At 52.5% G+C, this 17369-nt stretch carries 16 protein-coding genes; 6 read left to right on the top strand and 10 right to left on the bottom strand.

Annotated elements, in window-relative coordinates; genetic code table 11:
• The first annotated feature begins 313 nt into the window (after positions 1–313).
• From sucA to sucD, 4 genes are all read left to right on the top strand, one after another.
• Complete coding sequence (gene sucA / locus IMQ48_RS08770) at positions 314–3115, top strand: 2-oxoglutarate dehydrogenase E1 component (protein ID WP_196208712.1); 2802 nt, start codon at positions 314–316, stop codon at positions 3113–3115.
• Between the two features lie 14 nt (positions 3116–3129).
• Positions 3130–4353, top strand: a complete 1224-nt coding sequence (odhB, locus tag IMQ48_RS08775) for a 2-oxoglutarate dehydrogenase complex dihydrolipoyllysine-residue succinyltransferase (protein WP_196208713.1) — start codon at positions 3130–3132, stop codon at positions 4351–4353.
• 91 nt (positions 4354–4444) lie between these two features.
• Complete coding sequence (gene sucC / locus IMQ48_RS08780) at positions 4445–5611, top strand: ADP-forming succinate--CoA ligase subunit beta (RefSeq protein ID WP_196208714.1); 1167 nt, start codon at positions 4445–4447, stop codon at positions 5609–5611.
• Positions 5611–6480: a succinate--CoA ligase subunit alpha gene (sucD, locus tag IMQ48_RS08785; protein ID WP_196208715.1), complete on the top strand. Its 870-nt coding sequence runs from the start codon at positions 5611–5613 to the stop codon at positions 6478–6480. Before sucC ends, sucD begins: the two co-directional genes overlap by 1 nt.
• A 94-nt stretch (positions 6481–6574) precedes the next feature.
• Here sucD and IMQ48_RS08790 read toward each other — a convergent pair whose 3' ends face one another.
• The 8 genes from IMQ48_RS08790 to otnK are packed head-to-tail and all read right to left on the bottom strand — an operon-like array spanning position 6575 to position 13339.
• Positions 6575–7228 (bottom strand): aspartate/glutamate racemase family protein, encoded by a 654-nt coding sequence (locus tag IMQ48_RS08790; RefSeq protein WP_196208716.1) that lies wholly within the window; start codon positions 7226–7228, stop codon positions 6575–6577.
• Positions 7225–7644: a heme-binding protein gene (locus tag IMQ48_RS08795; protein WP_196208737.1), complete on the bottom strand. Its 420-nt coding sequence runs from the start codon at positions 7642–7644 to the stop codon at positions 7225–7227. Before IMQ48_RS08795 ends, IMQ48_RS08790 begins: the two co-directional genes overlap by 4 nt.
• A 6-nt stretch (positions 7645–7650) precedes the next feature.
• Positions 7651–8997 carry a bile acid:sodium symporter family protein gene (locus tag IMQ48_RS08800; protein ID WP_196208717.1) on the bottom strand — a complete coding sequence of 449 codons (1347 nt, stop codon included), beginning with the start codon at positions 8995–8997 and terminating at the stop codon, positions 7651–7653.
• A gap of 19 nt (positions 8998–9016) precedes the next feature.
• On the bottom strand, positions 9017–9829 hold the full coding sequence (locus IMQ48_RS08805; protein ID WP_196208718.1) for a 3-keto-5-aminohexanoate cleavage protein: 813 nt from the start codon (positions 9827–9829) through the stop codon (positions 9017–9019).
• Positions 9830–9863: 34 nt separating this feature from the next.
• Complete coding sequence (locus IMQ48_RS08810) at positions 9864–10640, bottom strand: hydroxypyruvate isomerase family protein (protein ID WP_196208719.1); 777 nt, start codon at positions 10638–10640, stop codon at positions 9864–9866.
• Entirely contained in the window at positions 10621–11430 is an 810-nt protein-coding gene (locus IMQ48_RS08815) for a DeoR/GlpR family DNA-binding transcription regulator (RefSeq protein ID WP_196208720.1), read from the bottom strand. The genes IMQ48_RS08810 and IMQ48_RS08815 overlap by 20 nt, the downstream gene beginning before the upstream one ends.
• Before the next feature lie 11 nt (positions 11431–11441).
• Positions 11442–12086, bottom strand: a complete 645-nt coding sequence (locus IMQ48_RS08820; RefSeq protein WP_196208721.1) for an aldolase — start codon at positions 12084–12086, stop codon at positions 11442–11444.
• The gene (otnK, locus tag IMQ48_RS08825; RefSeq protein ID WP_196208722.1) at positions 12083–13339 is read right to left on the bottom strand and encodes a 3-oxo-tetronate kinase; all 1257 of its coding nucleotides are present in this window, start codon (positions 13337–13339) and stop codon (positions 12083–12085) included. The genes IMQ48_RS08820 and otnK overlap by 4 nt, the downstream gene beginning before the upstream one ends.
• Before the next feature lie 373 nt (positions 13340–13712).
• Between otnK and IMQ48_RS08830 the strand changes: the two genes are divergently transcribed.
• A complete protein-coding gene (locus IMQ48_RS08830) occupies positions 13713–14603 on the top strand; it encodes a PocR ligand-binding domain-containing protein (protein ID WP_196208723.1) in 891 nt (296 codons plus the stop codon).
• Here the strand turns inward: IMQ48_RS08830 and cobA are convergent.
• Positions 14582–15370: a uroporphyrinogen-III C-methyltransferase gene (cobA, locus tag IMQ48_RS08835; RefSeq protein ID WP_196208724.1), complete on the bottom strand. Its 789-nt coding sequence runs from the start codon at positions 15368–15370 to the stop codon at positions 14582–14584. The genes IMQ48_RS08830 and cobA overlap by 22 nt on opposite strands.
• Before the next feature lie 405 nt (positions 15371–15775).
• Here cobA and IMQ48_RS08840 point away from each other — a divergent pair, with 405 nt between their 5' ends.
• Entirely contained in the window at positions 15776–16678 is a 903-nt protein-coding gene (locus tag IMQ48_RS08840) for a LysR substrate-binding domain-containing protein (RefSeq protein ID WP_196208725.1), read from the top strand.
• An 82-nt stretch (positions 16679–16760) separates the two neighbouring features.
• Here the strand turns inward: IMQ48_RS08840 and cobO are convergent, their stop codons facing one another.
• Positions 16761–17363, bottom strand: a complete 603-nt coding sequence (gene cobO / locus IMQ48_RS08845) for a cob(I)yrinic acid a,c-diamide adenosyltransferase (protein WP_196208726.1) — start codon at positions 17361–17363, stop codon at positions 16761–16763.
• Positions 17364–17369: the final 6 nt, after the last annotated feature.

Raw genomic sequence — 17369 nt, forward strand, 5'->3', positions numbered from 1 at the left:
GAAGCGCCATCCGGCTACAGTAAGTGCAGGAAACCTCTAAAAACTGCCTCTTATCTCTGACAGTTTTTAAAGGTTCCTTCGCGAGCCAAACAAAAAGAGCTCGCAAGTGAACCCCGGCACGCATACGCGTATGCGTGGTAGTATCCACGGCGAAATACTCGTCATAGTTCAGGTTGCATGTGCGTTGGCTGCACTTGCTCACCCCGGTCACTTACTGGCTGTAAGCTCCCGGGGATTCGCAAGCTTGCCGCCTTCCTGAAACGTGAACTATTTAGAGTATTAAATAAGCAGAAAAGATGCTTAAGGGATCACGATGCAGAACAGCGCTTTGAAAGCCTGGTTGGACTCTTCTTACCTCTCTGGTTCGAACCAGAGTTGGATAGAACAGCTCTATGAAGACTTCTTAACCGACCCTGACTCGGTAGATGCTAACTGGCGTTCGACGTTCCAGCAGTTACCTGGTACCGGAGTCAAACCGGATCAACTCCATTCAAAAACGCGTGATTATTTCCGTCGTCAGGCGTTGGCTACCCCACGTTACTCTTCTTCTATTTCCGACCCTGATGCCAATGTGAAGCAGGTTAAAGTCCTGCAGCTCATCAACGCATACCGTTTCCGCGGTCATCAGCAAGCGAATCTCGATCCGCTGGGACTGTGGCAGCAAGAAAACGTCGCCGATCTGGATCCGTCTTTCCACGATCTGACCGAGGCCGATCTCCAGGAAAGCTTTAATGTCGGTTCTTTTGCCGGTGGCAAAGACACGATGAAGCTGGGCGAGTTACTGGAAGCACTGAAGCAAACTTACTGCGGCCCGATTGGCGCCGAGTATATGCACATCACCAGCACTGAAGAGAAACGCTGGCTTCAACAGCGTATCGAATCCGGTCGCGCGGCGTTCAGCGGCGAAGAGAAAAAACGTTTCCTCAGTGAACTGACCGCAGCAGAAGGTCTGGAACGCTACCTGGGGGCGAAATTCCCGGGTGCTAAACGCTTCTCGCTGGAAGGCGGCGATGCGTTAATTCCGATGCTCAAAGAGATGGTTCGCCATGCTGGTAACAGCGGCACGCGTGAAGTGGTTCTGGGCATGGCGCACCGTGGTCGTCTGAACGTACTGGTGAACGTGCTGGGTAAACGCCCACAAGAACTGTTCGATGAATTTGCGGGCAAACATAAAGAACACCTCGGTACCGGTGACGTGAAGTACCACATGGGCTTCTCATCGGATATCGAAACCGAAGGCGGCTTAGTTCACCTGGCGCTGGCGTTTAACCCGTCGCACCTGGAAATCGTCAGCCCGGTGGTTATCGGTTCCGTTCGTGCGCGTCTGGACAGACTGGATGAGCCGAGCAGCAATAAAGTTCTGCCGATCACTATTCACGGTGACGCGGCGGTAACCGGGCAGGGCGTGGTTCAGGAAACCCTGAACATGTCGAAAGCGCGCGGTTATGAAGTGGGCGGTACCGTTCGCATCGTTATCAACAACCAGGTCGGTTTCACCACATCTAACCCGTTGGATGCGCGTTCTACGCCGTACTGTACCGATATCGGCAAGATGGTGATGGCGCCGATTTTCCACGTCAACGCGGATGATCCGGAAGCGGTCGCTTTCGTCACTCGTCTGGCGTTAGATTTCCGTAATACCTTTAAACGCGATGTGTTCATTGATCTGGTGTGCTACCGCCGTCACGGCCATAACGAAGCCGACGAGCCGAGCGCAACCCAGCCGCTGATGTATCAGAAAATCAAAAAACACCCGACGCCGCGCAAAATCTACGCTGACAAGCTGGAAGCCGGTAAAGTCGTCACGCTGGAAGACGCGACCGAAATGGTCAACCTGTATCGCGATGCGTTAGATGCGGGTGAATGCGTAGTGAAAGAGTGGCGTCCAATGAATATGCATTCTTTCACCTGGTCACCGTACCTCAACCACGAATGGGACGAAAACTACCCAAGCAAGGTTGAAATGAAGCGTTTGCAGGAGCTGGCAAAACGCATCAGTACTGTTCCTGAAGCGGTTGAAATGCAGTCGCGCGTCGCCAAGATTTACGGTGACCGTCAGTCAATGGCCGCCGGCGAAAAGTTGTTCGACTGGGGTGGTGCTGAGAATCTGGCCTACGCCACGCTGGTAGACGAAGGTATTCCGGTACGTCTGTCTGGTGAAGACTCTGGTCGTGGGACCTTCTTCCACCGCCATGCGGTGATTCATAATCAGGCGAACGGTTCAACCTATACGCCGCTGCAGCATGTGCATAACGGTCAGGGCGCGTTCCGCGTGTGGGATTCCGTCCTGTCTGAAGAAGCGGTACTGGCATTTGAATACGGTTATGCGACGGCTGAGCCGCGCACGCTGACCATCTGGGAAGCGCAGTTTGGCGACTTCGCCAACGGTGCTCAGGTGGTTATCGACCAGTTCATCTCCTCTGGCGAGCAGAAATGGGGCCGTATGTGTGGTCTGGTGATGCTGCTGCCGCACGGCTATGAAGGTCAGGGTCCGGAGCACTCCTCCGCGCGTCTGGAACGTTATCTGCAACTTTGCGCTGAGCAGAACATGCAGGTTTGCGTCCCGTCTACCCCGGCACAGGTTTACCATATGCTGCGTCGTCAGGCGCTGCGCGGCATGCGTCGTCCGCTGGTGGTGATGTCACCGAAATCATTGCTGCGTCATCCGCTGGCAGTGTCCACGCTGGACGAACTGGCGAACGGTACATTCCTGCCAGCCATTGGCGAGGTTGATGAACTGGATCCGAAAGGCGTGAAGCGCGTCGTAATGTGTTCTGGTAAGGTTTATTACGACCTGCTGGAGCAGCGCCGCAAGAATGGTCAGAAAGATGTTGCCATTGTGCGCATCGAACAGCTTTATCCGTTCCCGCACAAAGCGATGCAGGACGTGTTGAAACAGTACGCTCACGTACATGATTTTGTCTGGTGCCAGGAAGAGCCGCTCAACCAGGGCGCATGGTACTGCAGCCAGCATCATTTCCGTGAAGTGATTCCATTTGGGTCTGCTCTGCGTTACGCAGGTCGCCCGGCCTCTGCCTCACCGGCAGTAGGATATATGTCCGTTCACCAGAAGCAGCAACAAGATCTGGTAAATGACGCGCTGAACGTCGATTAAATAAAGGATAAATAATGAGTAGCGTAGATATTCTTGTTCCCGACCTGCCTGAATCTGTGGCTGACGCAACCGTAGCGACCTGGCATAAAAAACCGGGCGATAGCGTTAAGCGCGATGAAGTGCTGGTAGAAATCGAAACTGACAAAGTGGTACTGGAAGTACCGGCATCAGCGGACGGTATTCTTGATGCGGTTCTGGAAGATGAAGGTACAACCGTTACTTCTCGCCAGATCCTCGGTCGCCTGCGTGAAGGTAACAGCGCCGGGAAAGAGACCAGCGCCAAGTCTGAAGAAAAAGATTCTACTCCGGCGCAGCGCCAGCAGGCCTCGCTCTCCGAGCAGAATAACGATGCCCTGAGCCCGGCGATTCGTCGCCTGCTGGGTGAGCATAACCTCGAAGCCAGCGCCATTAATGGTACCGGCGTCGGTGGTCGTATCACTCGCGAAGATGTTGAAAAACATCTGGCTAAAGCTCCGGCAGCGAAAGCGGAAGCCAAAGCGCCGGTCGCAGCACCTGCAGCCCAGCCTGCACTGGGTGCGCGTGGTGAGAAACGTGTTCCGATGACCCGTCTGCGTAAGCGCGTGGCCGAGCGTCTGCTGGAAGCGAAAAACTCCACCGCGATGCTGACGACCTTCAACGAAGTCAACATGAAGCCAATCATGGATCTGCGTAAGCAGTACGGTGATGCGTTTGAAAAACGTCACGGTATCCGTCTGGGCTTTATGTCGTTCTACGTGAAAGCCGTGGTTGAAGCTCTGAAACGCTTCCCGGAAGTCAACGCCTCTATCGATGGCGATGACGTGGTGTATCACAACTACTTTGATGTCAGCATGGCGGTCTCTACGCCGCGCGGCCTGGTGACCCCGGTGCTGCGCAATGTTGACCTGCTGGGTATGGCTGACATCGAGAAGAACATTAAAGAACTGGCAGTGAAAGGTCGCGACGGCAAGTTGACGGTCGAGGATCTGACGGGCGGGAACTTCACTATCACCAACGGTGGTGTGTTCGGTTCCCTGATGTCTACGCCGATCATCAACCCGCCGCAGAGCGCCATCCTGGGAATGCATGCCATCAAAGACAGGCCGATGGCGGTAGACGGCAAGGTTGAAATCCTGCCGATGATGTATCTGGCGCTGTCTTATGACCACCGCCTGATCGATGGTCGTGAGTCAGTGGGCTTCCTGGTGACCATTAAAGAGTTGCTGGAAGATCCAACGCGTCTGCTGTTGGACGTGTAACTATAAAGAGTATCACCTGCCCCGTAGGTCTGCGGCCTTATCAGGCCTACGGGTTATAAGATAACGATTACCTGAAGGATGGACAGAACACATGAACTTACATGAATATCAGGCAAAACAACTTTTTGCCCGCTATGGCTTACCGGCACCGGTGGGTTATGCCTGTACTACTCCGCGTGAAGCCGAAGAAGCTGCCTCTAAAATCGGCGCAGGTCCATGGGTAGTAAAATGTCAGGTTCACGCTGGTGGCCGTGGTAAAGCGGGCGGTGTGAAGGTAGTTAACAGCAAAGAAGACATTCGCGCTTTTGCTGAACACTGGCTGGGTAAACGTCTGGTCACTTACCAGACGGATGCCAATGGCCAACCGGTAAATCAGATTCTGGTTGAAGCTGCGACCGATATTGGTAAAGAACTTTACCTCGGCGCCGTGGTTGACCGTAGCACCCGTCGTGTGGTCTTTATGGCCTCTACTGAAGGCGGCGTGGAAATCGAAAAAGTCGCGGAAGAAACTCCGCACCTGATCCACAAAGTCGCACTGGATCCGCTGGCGGGCCCAATGCCGTATCAGGGACGTGAGCTGGCATTCAAACTGGGTCTGGAAGGTAAACAGGTTCAGCAGTTCACCAAAATCTTTATGGGTCTGGCGACCATCTTCCTTGAGCGTGACCTGGCGCTGATCGAAATCAACCCGTTGGTTGTCACCAAGCAGGGCGACCTGATTTGCCTCGACGGCAAACTGGGTGCTGACGGCAACGCGCTGTTCCGCCAGGCTGACCTGCGTGAAATGCGCGACCAGTCTCAGGAAGATCCGCGTGAAGCGCAGGCTGCACAGTGGGAACTGAACTACGTCGCACTGGACGGCAACATCGGTTGCATGGTTAACGGCGCAGGCCTGGCAATGGGCACCATGGACATCGTTAAACTGCACGGCGGTGAACCGGCTAACTTCCTTGATGTTGGCGGCGGCGCAACCAAAGAGCGCGTCACCGAAGCGTTCAAAATCATCCTCTCTGACGACAATGTTAAAGCCGTACTGGTTAACATCTTCGGCGGTATCGTACGTTGCGATCTGATCGCCGACGGTATCATCGGCGCGGTAGCGGAAGTGGGCGTTAACGTCCCGGTTGTCGTTCGTCTGGAAGGCAACAACGCCGAACTCGGCGCGAAAAAACTGGCTGACAGTGGCCTGAATATTATTGCAGCGAAAAGTCTGACGGATGCAGCTCAGCAGGTTGTTGCCGCAGTGGAGGGGAAATAATGTCTGTTTTAATTAATAAAGATACCAAGGTCATTTGCCAGGGTTTCACCGGCAGCCAGGGGACATTCCACTCTGAACAAGCGATTGCTTATGGTACACAAATGGTCGGCGGCGTTACGCCGGGCAAAGGCGGCACTTCTCACCTGGGCCTGCCGGTGTTTAACACTGTGCGAGAAGCCGTTGAAGCAACTGGCGCGACGGCGTCAGTTATCTATGTACCGGCACCGTTTTGCAAAGACTCCATTCTGGAAGCGATTGACGCCGGTATCAAACTGATTATCACCATCACCGAAGGTATCCCGACTCTGGATATGCTGACCGTGAAAGTGAAGTTGGATGAAGCAGGCGTGCGCATGATTGGCCCGAACTGTCCGGGCGTTATCACTCCGGGCGAATGCAAAATTGGCATCATGCCGGGTCACATTCACAAGCCGGGTAAAGTGGGCATCGTTTCCCGTTCTGGTACCCTGACCTATGAAGCGGTTAAGCAGACCACCGACTACGGTTTTGGCCAGTCCACTTGTGTGGGCATCGGCGGTGACCCGATCCCAGGCTCTAACTTTATCGACATCCTGAAGCTGTTCCAGGAAGACCCGCAAACTGAAGCGATCGTCATGATCGGTGAGATCGGCGGCAGCGCCGAAGAAGAAGCGGCAGCCTACATTAAAGATCATGTGACCAAACCGGTTGTCGGCTACATTGCCGGCGTGACCGCGCCGAAAGGCAAACGTATGGGCCATGCGGGTGCAATTATCTCTGGTGGCAAAGGAACGGCGGATGAGAAGTTCGCGGCGCTGGAAGCTGCTGGCGTGAAAACCGTACGCAGCCTGGCCGATATCGGCGAAGCGCTGAAATCAGTCATTAAGTAATAAGTAAAAAACAGCCCTGACTCTGTGTGGTCAAGGGCTGTTCTCGTTTCGACATGGTTGGCCATCAGATGATGGCCTTTTTTGTACCTGTAAATCAGCTTTCAGCCAGCGCCTTCAGCCAGCGAATACCGCTTTCGGGCGAGGTCATCACTGGTACGGGCGGTGCAGGGAGCTGCTGTAATACCCGCGCCATCGAGGCCTGCGCCAGCATCACCACATCCGCCTGGGTAAATGCGCTCTGTAGCCCCTCGCTGACGATACGGTCATGGGTGTCCATATCTCCCGCTAACAGCGCATGGAAGGCTTCTTCCATTAATATCGGCGTGATAGTGCGTGGTTTACCGCTTTCGTGGACTTTGCGCTGCACGTAATCCAGCGTCGGCTTCAGCGTGGTTGCCACGGTTGCCAGCACGGCGATACGCTCGCCTTTATTGATGGCTTCTTCCACCATCGCACAATCAATGCGCGCCAGCTGGAGCGAGGTCATAAACTGGCATTGCTCGACTGCGGTGCCAATAGAAGAGCAGGCGGTAATAAAGATATCGCAATCTGCTTTTTCGGCGATATGCACGTAGTCGGCGATGCGGGCAGCAATATTTGGCGTTACGCCTCCGGCCTTCATCACCTGTTTAATCATCGATTCCTCGACCAGATGCATCACGTCGACTTCCGGCATGATGTCGGTAATCAGCTGCTGCATCATGGCGAGCGTGGCGGCGCTGGTGTGTAGCATGGCAACTTTTTTCATTGGGCAATCTCCTTAAGCAAATTTTCCGCGACGGCCATTGCCGCGTCATGATCCTCCTGTGCCGACAAGCCGCCGACCGCGACGGCACCCAGACATTTGCCGTCATGAAGAATTGGAACTCCGCCGGGCAGAGCGGTAAAGCGCGGGTCGGCAAAATAACCAATATCTAACTGTTCTTTTTGCAGGTGCTGCAAAAAAGCCTGGGTGGTACAGCCTAAGCGGCTGCTGGTGCGCGCTTTGCGCTGAGTCAGCTCAATGGTTAACAGTTTGGCGTTATCCATTCGGGCGAAGCTCAGTAGCTCCCCGCTGGCATCGCATACCGCCACGCTTAACGGGCGATTTGCGTAACGATTTTCGGAGAGGGTGAGCGCACTCTCCACGGCACGAATTGCTTGTTGTAAGGTCAGGGTAGTCATCATGAATTATCCTTTTGAAAGATGTTCAGAAACGGGCTGATGCGTCTGTTGAGCGGCTGCGGCTTGCGCCTTGCGGGCATCTTTTTTACGCCAGTAGTTTGCCAGCAGCGAGCCGCTGACGTTGCCAAGCGGGGTCATTACCGCCGAGGCGAGGCCGACGGTCGCCAGCTTGCCCATGGCTGCGGCAAGTCCTGATGCCATGCCGCCGTTTTGCAGGCCGACTTCAAAGGCCACTGTGCGGGCGGACTGTACATCCATGCGGAAGATCCAGCGGCTCATCAGGTAGCCAATCAGGAAGCCGCCGAGGTTGTGCATTAGCATGGCGAAGCAGAGCAGAAAGCCGACCTGTACCAGGTTGTCGCGCCCTGCGGCTGCGGCTGTGGTGGTGAAGAAAATGATCCCAATCATCGAGATGGTCGGCATGATTTTCTTAATACTCTCGACGCGACCGTACAGCCAGTTGTAGAACAGCGCCCAGACGAGACCGCCAGCGACAAAGTTCAGTACCACCGCGTACATCTGCGCTTCGGCGCTGGCGGAGCCGAACTGCGTATCCCAGCCACCTGCGCTCATATACAGCAGCCACAGAGCGCCGATCCCGGCCAGAATCTGCACGGTACGGCGACCGCGCACGCCAGCGTAGGTTTTCAGGTAATCATGTAAAATTGCCGCGCCGATAGGGATGAGCACGATTTTCACCACGTCCATCACCATCGCGGTGAGCTGAATATCGATCATCGAACCGGCCAGTAAATTCACCCACAGCGGCGTCATTACCGTTGCCGCCAGCGTCGAAACTGCGGCAATGGACACGGCCAGTGCGAGGTTGGCGTTAGCGATATACACCATTACCGTCGAAGAGAGGCCGCTTGGGCAGGCACCGATCAGCAGAATACCTACCGCCACTTCAGGCGGAAAATCAAAGATCAAAGTAATACTCAGACCCAGCAGCGGCATGATCACGAAGTGGCAGAAGGTGCCGATAAATACCGCCCACGGCATTTTGGCGACGTCGATAAAATCCTGGATCGTCAGCTTGGTGCCCATGCTGAACATGGTGGCCTGGATAACCAAAAACACGATCCATTTATGGGTGATATTGAAACCGCCCCAGACAATCAGATCCGTAGACCAGATCATCGCGGCGACAAAACCGGCGATGATCCACAGCGTAAACTGGTAGCTGCGTAGTCCGGGCCAGTAGCCTGCGCCTGCCGCAAACCCGGCGGTGAACATCACCAGTCCGGGCTGCCAGAGAGCAGGGGACTGCATCAGTGCGCCAATCGCTGCCAGCGCGATCCCGGCGATGCTGACACCAAGCCCGGCTTTATGTATAACGCTCGTCATAGTCATAATGAAATGTCCTTCCTCGTTATTGCTGCCGGGGCGGAATGGCTAACATTTTCCGCGCTATTTCTGGTGTGGCGACTTTTTTATCCATGCTACGAATTAACGTGGCGAGTTTGGCGACCTGCTGGTAATTATGTTCAGCGCGTTCATCAACGCTCAAATAATAACTGTCTTCAAAACCGATACGCACTTCGCTGGCACCCATACCCACCGCAGCGGCAATAATATCGAAGTTCTTTCTGCCGAAATGAGTAATTCCCCATAAGGCATCGCGCGGGATCATACTGCGCAGGGCAATTAAAGCATCAACGGTTGCCGGGGTACTGCCGCGATGTCCCAGTACGATATTAAATAACATCGGTTGTTTGAATTTAATATTATCTTGCAGGGCAAGGATATTGTTAATCATACCAATTTCGAAAACTTCAAACTCCGGAATAATATTGCGTTCGGTGATTTGTCGTGAGCAATACTCCACGTCAGGACCGGGATTAAAGTAAACCACGTCGCCGAGATTGACGGAACCGACGTTCAGCGAGGCCATTTCTACGCCTGGACAGGCCAGCGGCGCGCAGCGTTCAGCGATGGACATTGCAGAGACTCCGCCGGTTGAGGCCTGAATAATCAGCTCAGAGTGGCGCATTACGCGGTCGATCGTCGCCTGAAAATCGCGGGTATCCGGCGTTAGACGCCCCTGTTGATCGCGAACGTGCAAATGGACAATGGCCGCGCCATATTCCACGCTGGCGAGTATTTCCTGCGCCAGTTCTTCGGGTATAACTCTGGGGCAATCCGCAGCCACGGGGGCCAGCGAGATAATAACGGTATCCGACATTTATTCCTCCGGTACAGAGATAGAAATATTAAAATTATAAGTAAGGTGTTATCCAGTGTAATGATTCAGGTCCTGACGTTGATGGCTGATATTCACAGCCGACCCAGCCCTGATAGTTCAGTTGTGTAATAAAATCGAAAATCCATTTTTCATTTAATTCACCGGTTCCTGGTTCATGACGATAAGGAACAGATGCAATCTGAAAATGTTTTATCAATGGAAAATAGCGTTCAATATTTTTTGCCACATTACCGTGAGTTTTCTGACAATGGTAAATATCAAACTGCAAGCCGATGTTTTTCTTGCCGACCTCGCGAATAATAGATTCGGCCAGCGGGAAATTATCAATCATATAGCCCGGCATGTCCTGCGGATTTAATGGCTCGATAAGTACGTCAATCCCGACCTCAGCCATCACATCACAGGCTGTGCGCAATCTGTCGGTCAGCAGAGTGCGCTGGGCATTGAGGGGAAGCTCATCACAGCGCAGGCCCGACATCACGTGAACCCGGCGACAGCCCAGCGCGGTGGCGTATTCCCGGGCCAGATTCAGGCTATCGCGAAACGCCTCATCGCGGCCCGGTAATGCCGCCAGTCCTCGTTCACCCTGCTGCCAGTATCCTGCCGGGGCGTTCATTAGCACTACCGGCAGGCCGGTTTGTCGTTGGGCAGCCAGCAACGTCTCCAGCGGATGCTGCCAGAGAAACAGCCCTTCCACGCCGCGAAAACCCGCATCTTTTGCGGCTTGAAAACGTGCCGCTATCGGTAATTCAGTAAACAACCAGTCGAGGTTAGCCGCTAATTTCAGCATGGTGTTTCCCCTCCCGGCTATCGACCAGGTGCAGTTTTACTCCCTGATTGGCGATAGTTTGTTGCGCATCATCCGGTAGCTGATTATCAGAAATAATATCGGTTAGCTGATCCAGACCGCAGATATGGAACATCCCGTACTTGCCGAACTTGCTGCTGTCGCAGACCAGCACCCGGCGGCGGGAAACAGTGAGTACCGCCTCTTTTACCGACGCTTTGCCTTCGCTTGGGGTCGACATGCCGCGCTCGGTATCCCACGACGAGGAGCTGAGAAACGCCACGTCGATATTAATGGTGCGCAAAAAACTGGCGGCGCTTTTACCTATACTTGAGCGATTGCGCTGATCCACCAGGCCACCGGTGTGATAGAGGGTGATATGCGGCATATCCATCAGATAGTGGCTGATGGAGAAATCGTTCGTCACTACCGTCAGGTTAAAACAGTGGCTGGCGGCCACCGCTTTTGCCACTTCGAACAGCGAGGTTCCCGCATCCAGATACAGCGTTTGCCCTGGCTCGATCAGCATGGCGGCAAGCTGACCCATCCTGCGTTTCACCTCATGGTGCAGTTCTGCTTTTTCTCGCCATGGCAGTTCCGATTTCAGCAGGTTATTGAGCTTCACGCCGCCGTTAATCGCGATAACTTTGCCTTCTTCTTCCAGTAGTTGAATGTCGCGGCGCACGGTCATGTGTGACACGCTCATCAGATCCGCCAACTCATTAAACGAGGCGACGTTTTTTTCATGCACGTAGCGATAGATAAAATCACGACGCTGTTCGGGGATCATCATCTCATTTCACCTCACGCTTGCCGGGCTTGTTCGAGTTCGACTACGGCTTCCGGGGACAGCGGAACGTAACCAATGGGTTTTAAGGTCAGCCAGATGCGGGCGCTGTCTTCGAGTTCCTCGGCGTTAAACACTGCCTCGCGCAGCGAGCGACCGCTTACTACCGGGCCATGGTTGGCCAGCAGCGCCGCTGTGTGATCTGCAGCGATGTCACTGAGCGCGCTGGCAATGCCCTCATGTCCGGGTTTGAAGTAGGGCAGTAGCGGCAGTTTCCCGACGCGCATCACGTAGTACGGCGTTAGCGGCGGCAGGCAGTTCTCCGGTGTTTCACACGGCAGACAAGACAATGCGGTCAGCCACGGTGAATGCAGATGAACCACTGCCCCGCAGGAAGGACGGTGGCGATACCACGCCAGATGCATCGGGACCTCTTTCGACGGTTTGTCACCGCTGAGATGAACGCCGTTGGCATCCAGTTTGCTCAGCGTAGCCGCGTCAAGTTCTCCCAGACAGGAGTTAGTTGGGGTGACCAGATAGCCGCCATCGGCGAGCTTAACGCTCAGATTGCCGGAGCCGCCGCTGCTGTAGCCACGCATAAACAGAGAGCGGCCATAGTGAACGAGTTGCTCGCGAAGTTGTTGCTCACTCATCTGGCTCATGATGCGTACTCCTGGGCGGTAAAAAAGAAATCCTCGTCGCCAAAATTGCCAGACTTTAACGCCAGCGCCAGTTCGGCGGAAAAGACCCACGGTACCCCTGGGGCGATGGCTTTGCCGACTGACAAACGCGCTACCTGTAGCGCTTCCACGACGGTGCCGGATGTCTCGCCGCCAGCAACAATAAAGGTGTTCACGCCTGCGGCCTTGAGTTTGGCGCTTAGCCGGGCAAACGTGTGTTCAATCGCCTGACTGGCGGACCGTTCGCCATGCTCCAGTTGAATGCGTTTTAGTGCGTCAGGTGGCTGGGTGGCGTAAATCAGTGGTGCACGCGGGTCGTTTATATGTGACATGACCCACTGCGACAGCTCATCGGTGTAGCGCTCTACATCTGACAGGCAGCGCGCCACGTCGAGTAAATGCGAGGCAGCAGCTGTTTTATAGCGATTAACCTGACGATTGCTCATCACCGAACAGCTACCAGAAAAGATCACCGCTTTTACTGGATGCGGAAAGTCCAGAGGTGGCGATGTCTGCTGAGCGCCAGCGTTGGCAGCCAGCGCGCCCCCGAGTCCGGACCCTCCGGCTAACAGAGGGTAATCGTGCAGCGTCTGGGCTAGCGTGTGGAGATCGGTTTGGTTCAGCGCATCGACAATCACGTGGCGTTTTCCTTCAGCCTTGAGGCTGGCCAGCGAGTGAGTGACTGCTTGCACACCGCTGCGAATGGTATTGAGATCAATATTGCCAACGGCGTTCGGCGTTTGCGCGGCCAGCAGGCGTGGCACACTGGCATCTGTCATCGGGTTAAGCGGATGTTTTTCCATGCCGGATTCGTTCAACAGAACCCCGTTGACAAACAGATGACCATGCACCACCGTGCGTCCGTTTTGCGGCAGAGCAGGGCAGTGAACGATAAGCGGGGCCTGCATCGCGTTCATCAGGGCATCGCTCACCGGGCCAATATTTCCCGCTGGCGTAGAGTCAAATGTTGAGCAGTATTTAAAGTAGATTTGCTGCGCGCCTGCCTGATTTCTTAGCCACTGGCAGCAATACAAGGATTGCTCGATCGCCAGATGAGAGGGAAGAGAACGGCTTTTAAGGGAGATGACAATAGCGTCAGCTTCTTCGTCCCAGCATTGATCTTCATCGGGCATGCCGGGTAATAGCACGACTCGCCAGCCTTGATCTGCCATAAAACTCGCAATATCCGTCGCACCGGTGAAATCGTCGGCGATAACGCCTGTGATGATGGGCATACTTCCACTCCGTTTAAATCGTCTAGTAATTAAGCATATTATTCAGGAGCTGCTTTCACATTCACATGATGATTATCACAAATAAGCACATTGCAAAATTGCATGCTTTTAACTTAACTTATTGAAATTTAATAGGTGATAATGATTTTTATCTTGAAAGGTGTTCACAGGTGTTTGTGATGATTCGTTAATCTTTGGGAAAAACGTTGCGTGTGCCGTTGCTAGCCTATGATGGCGGGGTAATTCAGCCTACTTGCAATTTGATCACAATCATCTTCACAAATGAGATTATTTTTTGCGGTAAGCATCATTCTTTCTTTGGGTTAAATTCTGCATATTACCGGCTTAAATATCAACATTGCCGGAGGATGGCATGTCGCTGAAAATTCAGGATGACTACTTACAATGTTTTTTCTCCATCGCCGATGTTTTTGCCCGTGCGACAGGATTAGCGACAGCAGTGATTGATGTTATGGGCAACGTTATATCGGATTGCCATAATTTTAATTCATTTTGCACTCTTATGCGTAAGAATGAGCAGTACCGTGCGAGTTGTCAAAAGTGTGATAAATATTGCGCATTTGAAGGATTAAAACAGGTTAAACCCAGAATACTCTGCTGTCATGCAGGATTAAGCCTCTTTTCAATGCCACATATTCATGAAGGAAATCTTTATGGTTTTATCATCTGTGGTCAGGTGCGGGCAAGATATCAGGAATACAAAACGATTGTTATTGATGGTCAATCGCAATGGATGAATGACCTCAAAATAAAAAGAGAATGGGATCAGGTGGTTGTCGTGGATAATAATGCGCTAACCGCATCGGCAAATTTGCTTAATTATATTGTTGATAACTTTGAGCGCGAGAGTGATTCTGAAATGATTGGCTTTTACGAGGTAAGTAACCCCAAGGTATATTCCTCTGAACTTTCCCGGCACGAGAAAAAATTAATGGAAGCACTACGCTACATTGATGATAATTTATATGGTGAGTTATCTCTGGAGTCCGTTGCGGCGCATGTTTGTCTGAGCGCTAATTATTTCAGTCGTTTCTTTAAGAAACGTCAGGGAGTGAATTTTAAAACGTGGGTGAACCAGAAGAAAATGCAAAAAGCGGGCGAATTATTGCATGACCCTGTGCATTCAATAGACAGTATTGCCCGGAAACTTCAGTACGCGCAAACCAGTTACTTTTGCCGCGTCTTCCGGGCGGCGCATCAAACGTCGCCCCAGTCTTTTCGTCACGCGAGGCTTTCGCAGTAGAGGTTTTCCGGTAGCGCGAGTGCCTCAGGAATAAAAGACAATCTATCGCTCAGCGTCACGACATCACCAATAACGATAAGTGCAGGTGGCGTGATGTTCGCCTCGTGTGCTTTGTTCAGTAATGAACCCAGTGTACAGGTCAGGCGGCGCTGATTGTCTCGCGTGGCAGACATGATAATGGCGGCAGGGGTGTCTGCTGGCTTCCCCCCCATGAGCAACTCTTCGCAGATAAATGCCAGATTGGCGATCCCCATAACAATAACCAGCGTACCGTGGAGCCTGGCCAACTGTCGCCAGTCCTGCTGCTGATTTCCTTCCCGCGTATGACCTGTCACCACGTGAAAACCGGAGGCGTAATCTCGATGCGTGACCGGAATACCGGCGCAGGTCAGGCCGCCAATGGTGGAACTGATACCGGGCACAACTTCGAAAGGAATGCCGATTTCAACGAGGTCCTCAACTTCCTCAGCGCCCCGGCCAAACACGTAAGGATCGCCACCTTTTAAACGAACGATCCGGTGATGGGTTTCCGCGTACTGAACGAGCAGCGCGTTGATTTCATCTTGCGGCACACAATGAAAACCTGGATTTTTGCCGACATTGATAAGCTGGCAGCCAGGGGCGGCCCATTCCAAAATTTTAGGGTTGACCAGCCGATCGTAAATAATGACATCGGCCTGCTTAATGCACATCATCGCCTTGAGGGTCAGTAATGAAATATCACCAGGACCTGCACCAACGAGCCAGACTTTTCCGAAAGTTTTCACATTGTGTCCTTTATCACGTCTCACATAAGAATGGCAGAAACTACATCAAGGAATGATTAAAAGCAGTCGTTTGCCTGTAAGTTATAGCGTTGAATTGTCCTAAAATATCGCAGCAATAATATTGATTAAGCTCGCAAAGTTTTTTCTGCAATAAACAAGATAACTTGAAAAATTATTAAGAACTTATAGGCACTATTTGCTCAGTATTAACCTTATTTAAATTGTGTTTATTGCCTGGTTTGAGTATTATTGATTAATATTTATCCTCCTCAGTGTGAGTAAATCATGGATTGGATCAATGACATCAATAGACAAAATAAAATATAACTCTCGATGCTTATCTGGGGGTGTTGAAATTTATTTTATATATTAAACGTTTTTTGTACGCTGCATATGGAAGAGGTTATGAGAGGAAAAATACCGAAGACGGAGTTGCTGGTAACTTTTGAAGTGGTTGCGCGTCACGAAAGTTATACCCGGGCTGCAGAAGAACTTGCGTTGACACAAAGTGCTGTTTTCCGTCAGGTTAATGCACTGGAGGACTTTCTAAATACAGCGCTATTTAATCATGCAAAAAAGCGTATTTTTTTAAATGCGGCAGGGAAGCATTATTTAAGCATAGTTAAGGAAACGCTTAACAAGCTGGAACGTGACACCACTACCATAATGACCTGGCAGCCGACCGTACAGGTTATTGAACTGGCGGTTAATCCAACGTTTAGTACGCACTGGCTGATCCCTAACTTGCGTGAGTTCAATAAACTGAACCCTGATATTATCGTTAATATCCATTCTTTGGCGAATATCGGCGATTTCCTCAACCGTGAGTATGATGCGGCAATCATGCGGGAAGATTTTTACTCGCCATGGTCAGAGGTGGAGTACCTCTTTGAAGAGGAAATTTTACCCGTATGCAGCAGATGCCTGCTGGACGAAGCCGATCGGAAGCTGGCAGTTAACGATCTGCTGAATGAATTTCCCCTGCTGCACCAAAGTACGCGTATCAAAGGCTGGCAGGAATGGTTTGCGTTGTCTGATGTCAGCAGTCCGCTGGTCAATAAAGGTCCACGATTTGATTTACTCTCGATGCTGATTGCCGCAGTGCGTTCGAATTTGGGCGTCGCGTTGTTACCCCGATTTGCTATTCAGCACGATCTGGACTGCGGCGATATGGTGATTCCCTGCGATGTTCCGATGCGTACCGGGAACCGTTTCATCATGACGTGGCGTGAAGAGAAGGCGGAATCCCCGCATTTAGAGACATTTCGTAATTGGTTGCTCAGTAAGTCCGTGGTGTCGGCTGTCTGATGGTGACTTGCGTCTTATCCGGCCTACAACGATCGGTAGGCCGGATAAGACGCGTTAGCCTCGTCATCCGGCAAAAGAACCGCTACCAGTCAATCCCAACCTGTGCCTGAATACCGCTATCAAACGCGTGCTTGACCGGGCGCATCTCACTGACCGTATCGGCAAGTTCCAGTAAAAGTGCGTGGCATCCGCGCCCCGTGACGATCACGCTTTGCTCGACAGGACGATTCTCGATGGCGTCGATCACCTCCTGCGTATCTAGGTAGTGATAAGCCAACATATAAGTGAGCTCATCCAGCACCACCAGGTCGTAGCGCGCATCGGCGAGCATACGCTTACTTTCCTGCCAGACCGCTGTCGCTGCCGCGATGTCCGCTTCCTTATTTTGGGTTTCCCAGGTAAATCCGGTGCCCATAATATGGAATTCCACACCGAGCGGTTGTAGCGTGTTGTATTCGCCATTATCCCACTGGCCTTTAATAAACTGCGCGACGCCAACGGTTTTTCCATGACCTACCGCGCGCGTTGCTGTACCAAAGGCGGCGGTGGATTTTCCTTTACCGTTGCCAGTGAAGACGATCAGAATACCTTTCTTCTCCGTTGCCGCCGCCACGCGGGTATCAACTTGTTCTTTCAGTTTCTGCTGACGCTGGCGGTGCCTGTCATTATTGGCTCGCGCTTCCATGATGAC

This window comes from Citrobacter sp. Res13-Sevr-PEB04-36 (assembly GCF_015672735.1).
GTDB lineage: Bacteria > Pseudomonadota > Gammaproteobacteria > Enterobacterales > Enterobacteriaceae > Citrobacter.